Origin of the sequence: Promicromonospora kroppenstedtii, assembly GCF_044389675.1 — a bacterium.
Classification (GTDB): Bacteria; Actinomycetota; Actinomycetes; order Actinomycetales; family Cellulomonadaceae; genus Promicromonospora; species Promicromonospora kroppenstedtii.
The window spans coordinates 688,724-703,307 of sequence record NZ_JBIRYI010000001.1 but is presented as its reverse complement, the minus strand read 5'-3'; the positions used below and the strand labels follow the sequence as shown (position 1 = coordinate 703,307).

Below are 14,584 nucleotides of genomic sequence, written 5' to 3'. Positions count from 1 at the left end.
GCGGCCAGGGCGGCAGACGCATGAAATGGCGTGACACGCTCGCCCGGATCAGCCGGGTCCGGCTCACCCCCCGGGGCATCGGTGCGGCCTGCGTGGGCGGCGTCCTGATCCCCCTCGGGCTGGTGCTCACCCTGCCCGACCTGGTCGGGCTCGGCGCGGCTGCCCTCATCGCCGTCGCCGTGGCCTGGCTGGTCATCGGCACCCAGCGGCTCGAGTCGGGGCGCGGCGCCCTGCACGTGACGCGTGCCGTGACGCCCAACCCCGTGGTGCGCGACCGGACGGCGGACGTGAGCCTCCTGGTCGCCGCGCACCAGGCCTCCGGGGCCGCCTACGAGCGGCTCTCCCGCCTGCGGCTGTCCGAGCAGGCCGCGCACGAGCTCGCCGGGCACCAGGGCATCCGCGCCCGGGTGTCCGCCCGGGCCGACCGGATCGCCGTGCACTACTCGCTCACCCCGATGCGCCGCGGGCGCTGGTCGCTGGGCCCGCTGCTGACCACCCGGACCGACGTGTTCGGCCTGGTCCGCGCCACCCAGCCGCTCGGCAACCCCACGCAGGTGCCCGTGTGGCCCCGCACCGTCGAGCTCGCCGTCCGCACGCGCGCGGTGGGCGACGTCGACCACTCGGCCACGGGCGCACGCCTGCAGTCCACCGACGACTCCGTGCTGCGCGAGTACGTCGCGGGCGACGACCCGCGCCGCGTCCACTGGGCGAGCGCGGCCCGCCGCGGCCAGCTCATGGTCCGCGCCGACGAGAGCGCCGGAGTGCGCCCCGTGACCGTGCTGCTCGACCGCTCGCTGCTGCCGCACTGGCAGGAGTCCGGGAGCATGCGCCGCCCCGCGGCGGTGGACGACGGCGAGTGGGCGGTCGAGCTCGCGGCGTCGATCGCCACCTCGTTCCTCGACGCCGGCCACCCGGCGCGCCTCGTGACCACGACCGTGGCCCCCAGCCTGGAGGGCGAGCGGTTCGCGACCACACGGGCCAGCCGGTCCGCGCTGCTGGACGCCTGCGTCGACATCCGCGGCCACCGCGGCAACGCCGAGGGGCAGCACGCCATCAGCACCACCGCACGGGCCCTGCGGCTCGCGCGGGTGCCCGGCGAGATCGTCGTGACGGTGCTGGGCCCGCAGGGACCCGACGCGCGCCACGACCTGGCCGCCCTCGGTGCCGAGGGCACCTGCTGGGCGCTCCTGGTGGCGCCGCACGGCGCCGGCTTCGGGCACGAGCTGGACCAGACGGCGTCCGAGCTGCGCGCCTCGAGCTGGCACGTCAGCACGTGCGAGGCGCGCACCGACCCGGAGCGCGCCTGGGCCCTGCTCGCGGAGCGTGCGCCGTGATCCCCGCACACCGCGGCCCGCTGGTCCGCACCGTCGCCTCCGGCGTGCTCGTCGCGATCGCCGTGATCGCGTCCATGCACGCACTCAGGCTCGTCATCGACCCCGGGCCCTGGCTCACCGCGGGCACGACGGGCGTCCTCCTCGTCTCGACCACCACCTGCGTGGTGCGGTACCTGCTGCTGCGCACCGCCGTGGACCGGGCCGCGACCCGCCGCGCCGCGGGCCAGGGAGCGAGCGCCGACCGGGCCGCCGACCGTGCCGCGGGCGGCGCGTCCTTCGTCGCCACGGCGGCCGGTCTCGTGGTCGCCGCCTGGTTCATCCTGGCCCGCTACGGCGGGCCCGGTCAGCGGTTCGAGCCGTTCGTGGGCCCGGACTCCGTGGAGCAGGTCCTCGAACGGTTCCGCCAGGCGACCGAGCTGATGAACACGCAGGTGGCTCCGGTAGACCCCGGGCCGGCGATCAGCATGGTCGCCGTGGGCGGCACGCTGCTGGTGCTGCTCGTGGTGGACTCGCTCGCCGGTGCCCGCATGCCGGGCTTCGCCGGGGTGCCGCTGCTCCTCCTGTGGACGCCGCCCCTCACCCTGATCGGCGACGTGCCGTGGCCCGTCTTCGTCATCAGCGTCACCGCGATGCTCCTGCTGCTCACGGTCGACCCGGTGGGAGTGACCCCCGGGCGGCGCGGCGACACCGACTCCGCGGCGGTGCGCCGAGCACAGCGGTTCCGCTCCGGCATCACCGCGCTGACGTCCGTCGCGGTCGCCGCCACCTCGCTCGGCGTCGCGACCGGCATGGCCGCGCTGCCGGCGCTGGCCGGCACGTGGAACCAGCTCATCTCCACGCCGTCCGACACGGTCGAGCTGTCCTCCGAGCTCGACATGCGCCAGCCGCTGAGCGCCCGCTCGGGCAACACCGTGCTGACCTACACGATGGCCGACGGCGAGCCGACCGGCCCGCTGCGCGTCATGACGCTCACGGCGTTCGACGGCGTGCAGACCAACCGGAACGTGCCCACGGGCGGCCTCGCGGACTTCGACGCGTCGACCGTCCTCGCGCCGCCCGGTGAGGGGGCCACGGGCCAGGGCCGCCAGATGGACGTGCAGATCGGGCAGCTCGACGGCTCGGAGCTCCCGCTGCCGCTCGAGCCCCGGCGGGTCGACGTGGGCGGCGACTGGGCCTACGACCCGCTCCGGGACGAGGTGCGCGGCGGCGAGGGCACCCAGCAGGGCGCCCCGTACACGGTCGAGATCGTCGACCGCGGGCTCACCCCGGAGCTGCTGCGGGCCGTGCCCACCGGCGGGGGCGACCCCCGGTCGGCCGGCTACACGGAGGTACCGGACACCGAGCACCGCGACGACATCGCCGACTACGCCCAGCGGGTCGCCGGTGACGCGCCGACCCGGTTCGACGCCGCTGTGGCGCTGCAGAACCACCTGCGCTCCGGCGCCGGCTTCGTCTACAACCCGGACGCCGACTACCGGGGCTCGTCCGACACCGTCTGGGACTTCCTGCAGAACAAGGAGGGCTACTGCACCCAGTACGCCCTGTCCATGATGGTGATGGCCCGCAGCCTCGACATCCCGGCCCGGATCGGCGTCGGCTGGCTGCCCGGCCGGCCCGACGGCACCGGCGGCTACCGGGTCACCGGCCAGGACTCGCACGCCTGGCCCGAGATCTACTTCCCGTCCGTGGGCTGGGTCCGCTTCGAGCCGACGCCGCAGGTCCAGACCGGCCCGCTGCCCGCGTACGCGAACCCGACCACCGGCAACGCGCCCAGCGCCTCCCCCACGCCCTCGCGGGCGCCCGAGGTGCCCACGCAGCAGCCGTCGCAGCGGCCGGACGAGTCCGAGGCGGCTGCCACCCAGAGCGCGTCCGGCAACCAGGTGTCCGACCAGACCCTGCCCGGCTGGGCCTGGGTGGTGGCGGTCATCGTCGCCCTCGGCGTGCTGGGCGGGGCGGCCTGGCTGCTCCTGCGGCGCCGCACGGAGGTCGAGGAGCTCGACCCGGAGCGGGCGTGGGCCCGGGTGCTGGCCCTGCTGGCCGAGCGGGAGGTACGCCTCGGGCCGTCGGTCACGCTGCGTCGCGCGCCTGCCGTGATCGCGGACGAGATCCGCACCCGTACGGGCGCACCCCTGCCCGACGACGTCGCCGAGCGGCTCACCGCCCTGGCCGACGCCGCCGAGGACGAGCGCTACGCCCGTGCCTCCACGCCGCCGTCCGCCGCGGAGCTCGAGGAACTCACGACGGCGGTGACGGCGGAGCTGACGGAAGCCCTCACCCGCAGGCCCTGACCCTGGAGACATGACAGGAGCCGGGCCCCGAGGGGCCCGGCTCCTGTCTTGCCGGCATTCGCTCGCGCGGATCACCGGAAACGGTTGGCCGGCTAGCGGCCGCCCTGGTTGCGCCGGTTCTCCCAGCGCTCTTCGAGGCGGGCGAGGAAGCCGCCGGAACGACCTCCACCCTGCCGCTTGCGGGCCTTGCGTGCTGCCCCGGTAGGGGGCTGGACCGTGCCGTCTTCGCCGACGACGCCGACCGGACCCTCCTGCTGCTTCTTGCGCGGTCCGAGGAACGCGAAGACCACACCCGCGAACATGAGCACGAAGCCGATGGCCCCGAGCCAGGTACGCGACGTCGCTGCACCGACGACAAGAAGAAGCAGGCCGACGACGACGCCGGCCCCGGACAGCACATAACGGAGCGCGTTACCACGACCTGTGGACTGGAGCGTGTTCGCCAGCCGCGGGTCGTCTGACGTCAGAGCACGCTCCATCTGCTCCAGCACCCGCTGCTCGTACTCGGACAGAGGCATCGAGACCCCCGGATCTCGCAAAGGAACAGTGTCCCTCTCAGGATAGGACGACCCGGCCGTCGGTGGTAGTCGACATCCCGGGCATACCCATGACTATAGGGGCAGATCAGTAAGGATGCGTGCCGTTCTTGCGATGTACACCCAGGTCGATCGCCGTTTTCCCAAACTTCTCACGCACCGCGTCGAGCGCCAGCTCGGCCTCGCGCTGCGCCCCCGAGCGCGGATCGACCGCCTCCTCCAGCGTGGGCTGCTGGGCGGAACCGCCGCGTTGCAAGAGGTTTTCGCCCCGGACCCCCACCAGGCGCACCGGGAGACCACCCAGATCGACCGCAGCGACGAGCTCGCGGGCCACCAGATAGATCTCCCGGGCGACGTCCGTGGGCCCGTCCAGGGTGCGGGAGCGGGTGAACGTCGCGAAGTCGCTCGAACGCACCTTCACCGACACCGTGCGCGCGAGCACGCCCTGGTGCCGCAGCCGCGCCGCGACCCGGTCGGACAGCTCCAGGACCCTTCGGTTCACCGCCGCGGTGTCGTCCTGGTCCGTGCCGAACGTGGTCTCCGCGCCGATGCTGTGCTCGCGGTGCTCGGGCACCACGGGGCGCGGGTCGCGCCCCCAGGCGAGGTCGTGCAGGTGCGCGCCGCTGACCCGGCCGACGGCGGCCTGCAGGCTCGGCAGGTCGGTGTGGGCCAGCTCGGCCACCGTGGTGATGCCCCACGCGGCGAGCGACTTCTCCGTCTTGTCCCCCACGCCCCACAGGGCCCCGACGGGCAGGGTGTGCAGGAAGTCGACGGTCGCGTCCACCGGCACCAGCATCAGGCCGTTCGGCTTGGCGTGCGTGGACGCCAGCTTGGCCACGAACTTGTTCCGGGCGATGCCCACCGAGGCGGTGACGCCGTGCTCGGCCTCGATGCGACGCCGCAGCTCGGCGCCGATCCCGGTGGGCGGCCCCAGGCGGCGACGGGCGCCGCTGACGTCCAGGAAGGCCTCGTCGACGCTGATCTGCTCCACGAGCGGTGTGACCTCGTGCAGCAGGCCCATGACCGACCGGGACACGTCGCGGTACAGGTTGTGGTCGGGCCGGACCACGACGGCCTGCGGGCACAGGAGGCGCGCCCGCGTCATCGGCATGGCGGACCGGACGCCGAACGCGCGCGCCTCATAGGTGGCCGCCAGCACCACCCCGCGCTCCTGCCCACCGACGATGACCGGCAGGCCCCGCAGCTCGGGCCGCCGGGCCAGCTCGCACGACGCGAAGAACGCGTCCATGTCCAGGTGCAGCACCGAGCAGCCGGACTCGTCCGACCCCCAGTCCCGCCTTGCCGCCGCTGACCGCGGCCCCTTGCTCACGAACGTGCTCCGTTCTTGCTGTTGCGCCTGTCAGGAGGCCTCGGGCACCAGGGACAGCCGCTGGGTCGCGAACCCGGCCTGCGGGTCCACGAGCATCGCGACCTCGTCCCGGAAGTCCTCGGCGCACGCGAGCAGCTCGTCCGCCCGTGCGGGCTCGACCTGCTCCGGGCGACCGGCGTCCACGGCCGCCCGCAGGGGCGCGCCGGAGGCGAAGTAGCCCGACCAGGCCGCGAGGTCCGGCTCGGCGTGCGCGAGCATGTCCCACACCGTACGCGCTCCGGAGCGCGCCGACGGGCGGCCACGCAGGGCCACGACGGCAGCGGCAGCGCGGATCGCCGCGAGGTGCGCGTGCACGAACCGGTCCCCCGGGTCGGCGGAGCGCGCCGCCTCGGCGAGCTCCGCGTCCGCCTTGCGCAGGAGCGCACTGACCCCCGGCGGGACGGCGCGCGGCACGAGCATGCGTGCCGAGACCACATCCCGACCGCTCTGAGACTGCATGGTGCCCATCTCGAACCTCCGATCGAACCCCTTGTGCGACACTATCGAACATACGTTCTATCCTGTCAAGCGGGCCGCTGGTCCGGGAGAGACTGTCCTCATGGCCCGCCGCTCCGCCCGACGCCGCCCATCCTCCTCCGCACCACTGACACTCCCCGCCGAGCTGCCCGTCGGCCCCGTGCCGATCAGCACCGGCACCGCCGAGGTGGTGCGCGACCCCGACTTCCCGCAGCGGGTGACGCTGCACGTCAACGGCGTGCCGAGCTCCAGCCTGGACCTCGCCGACCCCGGTTTTCTCGACTTCGAGTACATGCAGCAGATGGCCGCGTTCGTGGCGCTCCTGCCGCCCGGACCGCTGCGCGTGCTCCACCTCGGCGCGGCCGGCAGCGCGTTCGCCCGGCACGTGGAGCACGAGCGGCCCGGCTCCCGCCAGCTCGGCGTCGACCTGGACCCACGCCTGCTGGAGCTCGTGCGCGACTGGTTCGCCCTGCCGCGCTCGCCCCTGCTGCGCCTGCGGGCCGACGACGCCGGCCGCGCCCTGGCCTCCGCGCGCGACGCCTCCTACGACGTCGTGGTGCGCGACGTGTTCGCGGGCGACCGCACCCCGGAGCACCTGGTGGGCACCGGGTTCGCGGCCGAGGCCCACCGGGTGCTGCGGCCCGGCGGCATGCTGCTGGTCAACTGCGCCGACCGCCCACCGCTGACCACGGCCCGGCGCGAGGTCGCGAGCCTCGCCGCCGCCTTCGGCCCCGACGCCGCCGCGCAGGGCCGCCTGGCCGCCGTCGCCGAGCCCGCGATCCTCAAGGGCCGCCGGTACGGCAACCTGGTCCTCGCGGCCGTCCGCAGGTTGCCCGAGGACGTGCCCGAGGACGAGAACGGCGACGCCCGGCAACCCGACCTGCGTGACCCGCGCCTGGGGCGCGCCCTGCGGACCCTGGCGGTGCCCGCCACCCTGCTGGCGGGGGAGGACGCCACGGCGTTCGCCGGCACGGCGGCGCCATTGGCGACCCCGGCTCCCGAGACGGCCTGAGCGGGCACGCAAGAAGGGCCGCGCTCCCCCGAGGGAGCACGGCCCTTCTCACGAGTTACGTCAGAGCGGCACGACTGCTTCCGCCTGCGGACCCTTGGGACCCTGCGTAATCTCGAACTCGACCCGCTGGGCCTCCTCGAGAGACCGGTACCCGTTGGACTGGATTGCGGAGTAGTGCACGAAGACGTCGGCGCCGCCGCCGTCCTGGGCGATGAACCCGTAGCCCTTCTCCGCGTTGAACCACTTCACAGAACCCTGCGCCATGCTGTCCTTCGACCTTCCGTCCGGGATCCGACGGCGAGCCCGTTGCCCGCCCCCGTGCCGCAATGCTTTCCCGACTTGCTCACGACACGGCGGACGTGGCCTTGGTACGTCACTGCAACGTGCGCCAGTGTGGCATGGACCACTCAAATGTGCCACGGAACACGCACATTTCTGCCGCAGCTATGACACACCGGTCCGCGAAGTCACCTGGAACGGCGCTCACTCGCCGTTCTGCTGTGCGAGGAATCGCTCGAACTCCGCGCCGAGCTCGTCGGCGCTCGGGATCGGCGTGGTCTCCGCGAGCAGGCTCGGGCGGCCGATCGAGCGGGCGAACGCGTCGTACTGCTCCTCCAGCGCCTTGACCACGGCGGCGATCTCGGAGGACTCCGCGACCTGCTTCTCCACCTCGATCTTGGCGTCGGTCGCGGCCTCCTCGAGCCCGCCGATCGCCAGGTCCAGCCCGGTGGCGCGCTCGATGTGCTGCAGCCCGACGACCGTGGCCGGCGGGTACTGCGACTGCGCGAGGTAGTGCGGCACGTGCACGGTGAAGCCGAGCGCGTCGTGCCCCGACTCGCCCAGGCGATACTCCAGGAGCGCCGCCAGCGAGCCCGGCACCTTCACGCTGCCGAACCACGAGGTGTAGTCGTCGACCAGGCCGGGCCGGGTCGCGTGCGCCGTCAGCGACAGCGGGCGGGTGTGCGGCAGCCCCATCGGGATGCCCTGCACGCCCACCACGAGGCTCACGTTGAAGCGCTCCACGAGCTGGGTCAGCGCCGCGACCACGCGCTCCCACTGCAGGTCCGGCTCGGCGCCGTGCAGCAGCAGGAACCCGGTGCCCTCGGCGTCGGTCAGGTGATCGACGGCGAGGTAGGGGGCCTGGTAGTCGGCCCACCGGTCGGAGTCGAACGTCATGGTCACCCGCTTGGAGCGGTAGTCCAGCAGCTGGTCCACGTCGAACGTCACCAGACGCTCCACGCGGAACTCGTCGATCAGGTGCTCGACGGCGAGGTCGCCCGCGCTGCCGGCGTCCACGAAACCGCGGACGGCGTGCAACATGACGGGTCCGTCGGAGCTGCCGGGCACGCTGCGACCCAGCGTGCGCTCCACCGCTGCCTCGTCGACGTCGTAGATGCCCTGGGGGTCAAGCACGTGCGCTCCCTCGCTCGTCGGAGTACTGCCGATCACCCGATCCGAAAGGGTGTCTGCTCTCGTCCAACGCAACGAGGGCCGGGTGTCTTCCCGTTACGCCCTGAGCGTCGCGAGAAGGTCCGGCTCAGCGGCCGGGCAGGCGCACCACGGAGACGAAGAAGTCGTCGATCCGGCGCACCACGTCGATGAACCGGTCGAAGTCGACCGGCTTGGTCACGTACGCGTTGGCGTGCAGCGAGTACGAGCCGACGACGTCCTCCTGGGCGTCCGACGTGGTCAGCACGACCACCGGGATGTGCCGAAGCATGGGGTCCCCCTTGGCGACGGCGAGCACCTCGAGCCCGTCCATCTTGGGCAGGTTGAGGTCCAGGAGCACCAGGTCGGGGGTCGGCGCCTGGGCGTACTGGCCCTGCTTGCGCAGGAACTCCAGCGCGCTCACGCCGTCGCCCACCACGGAGACGTTGTTCGGGACGCGGTGGTCCTCGAAGGCCTCCCGCGTCATCAGGACGTCGCCCGGGTCGTCCTCCACGAGGAGGATCTCCATCACCTTCTGACCGCTCACGTTGACCACCCGGCCCGTACCTGTCCCATGATGTCGGCATCGCCGGGCCCCCTCGTCGCGGCCCGCCGTCGGCCCTGGTCAGGCCGCCTCATTGAAGCGTAGTCGACTGCGCCCGTTCGGTCGAAAGGCGCCCCGTGCCGGGCTGGCCCTGCCGCCGGGCCAGCGTGAACCGCACGATGGTGCCGCCGCCGTCGGCCGGCTCGATCCAGATGCGGCCCTTGTGGTACTCGACGATCCGCTTGACCAGCGAGAGACCGATCCCGGTACCCGCGTACTGCTCGCGCGAGTGCAGCCGCTGGAAGATGACGAACACCCGCTCGGCGTACTGGGCGTCGATGCCGATGCCGTTGTCCACCACCGAGATCTCCCAGTGCGCACGCATGCTGCGCACCTCGATCCGCACGCTCGGCGGCCGGTCGGGGTCCCGGAACTTGAGCGAGTTGCCGATCAGGTTGACGAAGATCTGCTGGAGCAGCGCGCGCTCGCCGTGCACCACGGGCATCGGGTCGTGCACGATCTCGGCGTCCGCGGCCCTGATCCGATCGGACAGCTCCGCGAGCGCCGCGGTCAGCACACCCTCCAGCTCGACGTCCTCGCGCGGTACTCCCGTGCGGCCCACGCGCGAGAAGCTCAGCAGGTCCTGGATGAGCCGCTGCATGCGCTTGGCGCCGTCCACGGCGAACTCGATGTACTGGTCGGCGCGGTCGTCGAGCGAGCCGCCGTACCGTTTCTGCAGGAGCTGCGTGAAGCTCGCGACCTTGCGCAGCGGCTCCTGGAGGTCGTGCGACGCCACGTAGGCGAACTGCTCCAGGTCGCGGTTGGACCGCTCGAGCTCGCGGGCCTGCTCGCTGAGCAGGGTGTGCGCGTTCTCGACCTCCTGGTGCGACAGCCGGATCTCCTCCACCTGGTGCACCAGCTCGCGGCGCATGGTCTCCACGTGCATGGCCAGCAGGGCGACCTCCCCCGTGCCGGCGGGCCGGATCTCCCGCCCGAGCACGCCGCTGCTGACCACGCGGACGGCGGCGGTGAGCTCCGTGAGCGGCCGGATCACCCATGATTCCAGGGCGAGCCACATCATGGTGCCCATCAGTACGACCACGAGCACGAGCGTCGCCACGGCGCCCAGCAGCAGCCGCTCCCAGACGGCGCGGGTGTCCACGACCTCGTCGCGCTGCGCGCTCAGCTCGGCCAGGTACCGGGAGACGGCGTCGTTGGCGGCCTCGTACAGCGCGTCGCCCCGCGCGATCGGCGGGGCGGTGCTGAGCAGCTCCATCTGGCAGGCCATCTGGCCGGCCGGTGCTGCCTCGACGGCCGCGACCACGGGCTCGGCGTACTCGTCGAACCAGGCGTCGGTGCGGCGCACGGCCTCCTCGTAGGCCTGCAGCACCTCGGCGTCCGAGGCCAGCGCGCGGCGCTCGACGTCGGCCAGGAGCATGATGCGGCCGCTCGCCCCGACGGCGCGGGTCCAGGGCTCCAGCGCGGCCTCGTCGCAGGTGGCGCGGTAGGCGCTCACCGACGCGTCGGCGTCGGCGAGCGCCACGGAGGCCCGCTCGCCGTCGACCAGGGCGCGGTAGTAGGGGCCGTCGGCGCGGGCGTCCAGGCTGCGGGACTGGACCAGGGCGAGCACCGCGACCGCGAGCGCCAGCACGAGCATGGCCGCGACGGCGCCGAGCAGGCGGGCGAGGCGGCGGCGCATCGACACACCGGTGAACCGGTGCTCGTCCGGCACTAGCGTCATGCCCGCGACCACTCCACCGAGTCGGCCAGGGTCGAGGTGCGCTCCCCCGGTTCGGTGGCGCCGGCGCCGGCCCAGCCGACGAACAGCAGCGCGGCGTCGTCGACCAGGGGGCCGCCGTGCAGGGCGCGCACGCGGCGCAGCACGCGGGTGACGACCTCGTCGGTGCCCTGGTCCATCTCGTGCTCGACGACGCTGCGCAGGCCGTGCGCCCCCAGGCGCGGCATGCGCCCGTGGGCGCTGGGCGGAAGGATCGGCGTGCCCTCGGGGTCGGCGCCGACGGCCGCCTCGACGAGCCCGTCGGTGTAGAGGACGGCGGTCCACACCTCGGGCAGGTGTACGCGGTGGGCGGTCCAGCTGCCCTCGACGGGGATGCCCAGGGCGCGGCCGCGGTCGGAGGACGGCAGCTCCTCGCACTGGTGGGTCACGGGCGCGGTCCGGCCGGCGGGCGTCCGCGGCACCACGAGCAGCGGCGGCAGGTGCCCGGCGAGGTAGACGTCCATGTGCGAGCGGTCGGGCGAGATCACGGCCTGGCAGATGGTGACGAACACCTCGGGCCGTCCGCGTTCGGCCAGGAGCACCCGTTCGAGCAGCGGCAGGACGTCGTCGGCGGGGGTGTCGGCCAGCACGAGCGTGCGCCAGGCGGTGCGCATCGCGGCGCCGAGCGCCGCCTCGTCCGGGCCGTGCCCGGCGACGTCGCCGATGACGGTGACCAGGGTGCCGTCGGGGCGTTCCACGGTGTCGAAGAAGTCTCCGCCGAGCAGGCCGTTGCCGCCGGGCAGGTAGCCGACCATGACGGAGACCCGCTCGTCGGTGACGAGCTCCTTGGGCAGCAGGGCACGCTCCAGGCGCGTGGTCTCGGCGGCGCGCACCTCGCTGCGGAACAGCGCGATCTGCTGGGCGGCCGAGCGCCGGCGCAGCGTGGCGTAGCGCAGGCAGCGGGCCAGCCCGTCGCCGTCCACCTCGCCCTTGACCAGGTAGTCGTCGGCGCCGTTGGCGACGGCGGCCGAGCCCAGGTCGTGTGCCGTGTTCCCGGTGAGCACCACGACGGCGGGCTGCGCCGGCAGCACCTCGATGCCGGCCATGACGCGGCGCAGGGCGCCCAGCCCCTCGGCGTCGGGCAGGCCCAGGTCGAGGAGCAGGCAGTCCACGGCGACCATGGACAGGATGTTGAGGGCCTCGTCGACGGAGCGTGCGCGGTGCAGGTCCGCGCGCAGGTCGGAATCCACGTCGGCGTCGGCAAGGAGCTCGCTCACGAGGAACGCGTCGGCGTCGTCGTCCTCGACCAGCAGCACCGATATCGGACCGTCGAGCCGGGCCGGGCGCGCCTCGGGGCCGGGCCCGCCTGAGGGCCTCGCAGAACCCGCTCCGCCCGGTGCCATGGCGGCGATCCTATCCAGCGTGACGACGCCCTGTCAGCGGACAGGCCGACGGGTGAGCAATAATGGTCGGCCGGTTGATTGCGACCGGAGAGAACTCGCGGGTGGAAGTCGGAGGCTCGCTGGTGAAACACGGAGGTAGGGCGTGACGGGAATCGCGGGCGAGCTGGCCCACGAGCAAGCAGTCGTCGACACGATGTACGTCCGCTTGGACACCCTGCGCGGCACCACCGCGAACCGGCTACGGAACGTGCGCCTGGAGGGCGCCTCCGGGACGCACCAGAACCGCAGCGAGCGCGACGCGTTCGCGACCATGTACGAGGACCGGGCCGCGCAGCTCGACGCGGTCGAGGACCGCCTCGTCTTCGGCCGGCTGGACCTGTCCGACGGTGCGACGAGGTACGTGGGACGCATCGGCCTGACGGACGCCGAGCACCGCTCGATGCTCACCGACTGGCGCGCGCCGGCCGCGGAGGCGTTCTACCGGGCCACGGCGCTGCACCCGGGCGACGTCCGGCGGCGTCGGCACCTGGTGACCAAGGGCCGCGCGGTGACCGGCCTGGAGGACGAGGTCCTGGACCTCGATGCCGAGATCGACGCCGACGCGCTGTCCGGCGAGGGCGCGCTGCTGGCGGCGATGGCCCAGGGCCGTACGGGCCGGATGACGGACATCGTCGCGACCATCCAGGCCGAGCAGGACCGCATCATCCGCTCCGACCTGACCGGGGCGCTCGTGGTCCAGGGCGGGCCGGGCACGGGCAAGACCGCGGTCGCGCTGCACCGCGCCGCCTACCTCTTGTACGCGCACCGGCGCCTGCTGGAGCGCTCCGGCGTGCTGGTCGTGGGCCCCTCCAGCGCCTTCCTGCGGTACATCGACCAGGTGCTGCCCTCCCTCGGCGAGACCGGCGTGGTGTCCACCACGATCGGCAGCCTGCTGCCGGGGGTCCGGGCGACCGGGGTCGACGAGGGCCAGGTGGCCCGGCTCAAGGGCCTGCTGCTGTGGCGCAAGGTGATCCGCCGGGCCGTGCGGGCGCGCGAGCGCGTGCCGCGGCACCCGGTCGAGGTGCGGGTCGAGGGGCACGACTTCGTGATCCACCCCCGCGACGTCGCCGACGCGATCGCCCGCGCCCGCCGCACGCACAAGCCGCACAACCTGGCGCGCGCGTCGTTCGTGCGCGACATGCTCGGGCGGCTGGCCGACCAGTACCGCGACTTCGACGGCGCGCCGCTGTCGGCCGAGGACCGCGCCTCCGTGGTCGAGGACCTGCGCTCCGACCGCGACGTCCGCGTGGCGCTCAACATCGCCTGGCTGCCGATCACGCCGGAGCGGCTCGTCTCCGACCTGTACGCCAAGCCGCACCGGCTGGCCGAGGCCGCGCCGGAGCTGTCCGAGCGCGAGCGGCGCCTGCTGGCCCGCGACCCGGGCGCGCCGTGGACCGAGTCGGACGTACCGATCCTGGACGAGGCGTACGAGCTGCTGGGCGAGGACGACTCCCTGGCGCGGGCCGAGGCCCAGCTCCGCGAGGCCGAGCGGGCCCAGGAGCTCGAGTACGCGCGCAACGTGCTCTCCGCCACGGGCGCGGGCGGCGGCCTGGTCGACGCCGAGACGCTCGCCTCCCGCTTCGCCGCGACCGGCCCGTCGCTCACGACGGCGGAGCGCGCCGCCGCCGACCGGTCCTGGACCTACGGCCACGTGGTGGTCGACGAGGCGCAGGAGCTGTCCCCGATGGCCTGGCGGGCGCTGGTGCGCCGGGTGCCGACGCGCTCGATGACCATCGTCGGCGACGTCGCCCAGACCTCGTCGGCGGCCGGTGCCCGCAGCTGGGACCGCATGCTCACGCCGCTGCTGCGCGACGGCTGGCGGCTCGCCGAGCTCACCGTCTCCTACCGCACGCCGGCCACCGTGGCCGACACCGCCCAGCGGGTCGCGCGGGCGGCCTGGCTGCCGGTCTCCGACCTGCGGGCGGCGCGCGACGTCGAGGGCTCCCTCGACGCGGTCCGCACCGCGCCGGGGCCGGAGGCGGTGCCGGACGACGCCGTGGTCACCGCGGCCGTCGGCCTGGTCAAGGAATTCGTGGGGCCCGACGCCGGCCGCGTGGCCGTCGTCGCGCCGCCGGCCCACGTGGCGCGGCTGGCCGACGCAGTGGCCGGGGCGCTGGCCGACGCCGTCGGCGCCGAGGAGGCCGGCCGGCTCGCGGCCCAGCGTCCCGAGGACGCGCAGGTGACCGTGCTCAGCCCGCGCGAGACCAAGGGCCTGGAGTTCGACGCCGTCGTGCTGGTGGAGCCCGCCGCGATCGCGGAGGGCGCCGGGGGCACCAGCGACCTCTACGTGGCGATGACCCGGCCGACGCAGCGCCTCGTGGTGCTGCACGCCCGCGACCTGCCCGAGGGGTTCTGACCGCGGGGCCCCGTCCACCTGCCGTCCCAGCAGGCGGGACGTGGCCCCCATCCGTTTGTCGCTCGCCCGCACCCTGGCGCA

12 protein-coding genes are annotated in these 14,584 nt (G+C 73.8%); 4 read left to right on the top strand and 8 right to left on the bottom strand.

Going from position 1 to position 14,584, the window contains the following annotated elements; genetic code table 11:
• Positions 1-20 precede the first annotated feature (20 nt).
• Positions 21-1,334: a DUF58 domain-containing protein gene (locus tag ACH47X_RS03100; protein WP_397401270.1), complete on the top strand. Its 1,314-nt coding sequence runs from the start codon at positions 21-23 to the stop codon at positions 1,332-1,334.
• Positions 1,331-3,622 (top strand): transglutaminaseTgpA domain-containing protein, encoded by a 2,292-nt coding sequence (locus ACH47X_RS03095; RefSeq protein ID WP_397401268.1) that lies wholly within the window; start codon positions 1,331-1,333, stop codon positions 3,620-3,622. Before ACH47X_RS03100 ends, ACH47X_RS03095 begins: the two co-directional genes overlap by 4 nt.
• A 92-nt stretch (positions 3,623-3,714) precedes the next feature.
• Here ACH47X_RS03095 and ACH47X_RS03090 read toward each other — a convergent pair whose 3' ends face one another.
• The 3 genes from ACH47X_RS03090 to ACH47X_RS03080 form a co-directional block, all read right to left on the bottom strand.
• Positions 3,715-4,140, bottom strand: a complete 426-nt coding sequence (locus ACH47X_RS03090; protein ID WP_020016701.1) for a DUF3040 domain-containing protein — start codon at positions 4,138-4,140, stop codon at positions 3,715-3,717.
• A 106-nt stretch (positions 4,141-4,246) separates the two neighbouring features.
• Complete coding sequence (locus ACH47X_RS03085; RefSeq protein ID WP_397401266.1) at positions 4,247-5,488, bottom strand: DNA polymerase IV; 1,242 nt, start codon at positions 5,486-5,488, stop codon at positions 4,247-4,249.
• A gap of 30 nt (positions 5,489-5,518) precedes the next feature.
• Positions 5,519-5,986, bottom strand: a complete 468-nt coding sequence (locus ACH47X_RS03080) for an SAV_6107 family HEPN domain-containing protein (RefSeq protein WP_377252676.1) — start codon at positions 5,984-5,986, stop codon at positions 5,519-5,521.
• Between the two features lie 100 nt (positions 5,987-6,086).
• Between ACH47X_RS03080 and ACH47X_RS03075 the strand changes: the two genes are divergently transcribed.
• The gene (locus tag ACH47X_RS03075) at positions 6,087-7,016 is read left to right on the top strand and encodes a spermidine synthase (protein WP_397401263.1); all 930 of its coding nucleotides are present in this window, start codon (positions 6,087-6,089) and stop codon (positions 7,014-7,016) included.
• A gap of 60 nt (positions 7,017-7,076) precedes the next feature.
• On the opposite strand, the gene ACH47X_RS03070 is transcribed toward ACH47X_RS03075, so the two are convergent.
• The 5 genes from ACH47X_RS03070 to ACH47X_RS03050 all read right to left on the bottom strand — a co-directional run bounded on the left by ACH47X_RS03070 (position 7,077) and on the right by ACH47X_RS03050 (position 12,108).
• On the bottom strand, positions 7,077-7,280 hold the full coding sequence (locus ACH47X_RS03070; RefSeq protein WP_020016705.1) for a cold-shock protein: 204 nt from the start codon (positions 7,278-7,280) through the stop codon (positions 7,077-7,079).
• A gap of 219 nt (positions 7,281-7,499) precedes the next feature.
• A complete protein-coding gene (locus ACH47X_RS03065) occupies positions 7,500-8,429 on the bottom strand; it encodes a proteasome assembly chaperone family protein (protein WP_200835967.1) in 930 nt (309 codons plus the stop codon).
• A 124-nt stretch (positions 8,430-8,553) separates the two neighbouring features.
• A complete protein-coding gene (locus ACH47X_RS03060; RefSeq protein ID WP_036963882.1) occupies positions 8,554-8,973 on the bottom strand; it encodes a response regulator in 420 nt (139 codons plus the stop codon).
• 106 nt (positions 8,974-9,079) lie between these two features.
• Positions 9,080-10,729 (bottom strand): sensor histidine kinase, encoded by a 1,650-nt coding sequence (locus ACH47X_RS03055; RefSeq protein WP_397401261.1) that lies wholly within the window; start codon positions 10,727-10,729, stop codon positions 9,080-9,082.
• On the bottom strand, positions 10,726-12,108 hold the full coding sequence (locus tag ACH47X_RS03050; RefSeq protein WP_397401259.1) for a PP2C family protein-serine/threonine phosphatase: 1,383 nt from the start codon (positions 12,106-12,108) through the stop codon (positions 10,726-10,728). The genes ACH47X_RS03055 and ACH47X_RS03050 overlap by 4 nt, the downstream gene beginning before the upstream one ends.
• 142 nt (positions 12,109-12,250) lie before the next feature.
• On the opposite strand from ACH47X_RS03050, the gene ACH47X_RS03045 reads away from it, so the two are divergent.
• Positions 12,251-14,503, top strand: a complete 2,253-nt coding sequence (locus ACH47X_RS03045; RefSeq protein ID WP_397401257.1) for a HelD family protein — start codon at positions 12,251-12,253, stop codon at positions 14,501-14,503.
• Positions 14,504-14,584 lie beyond the last annotated feature (81 nt).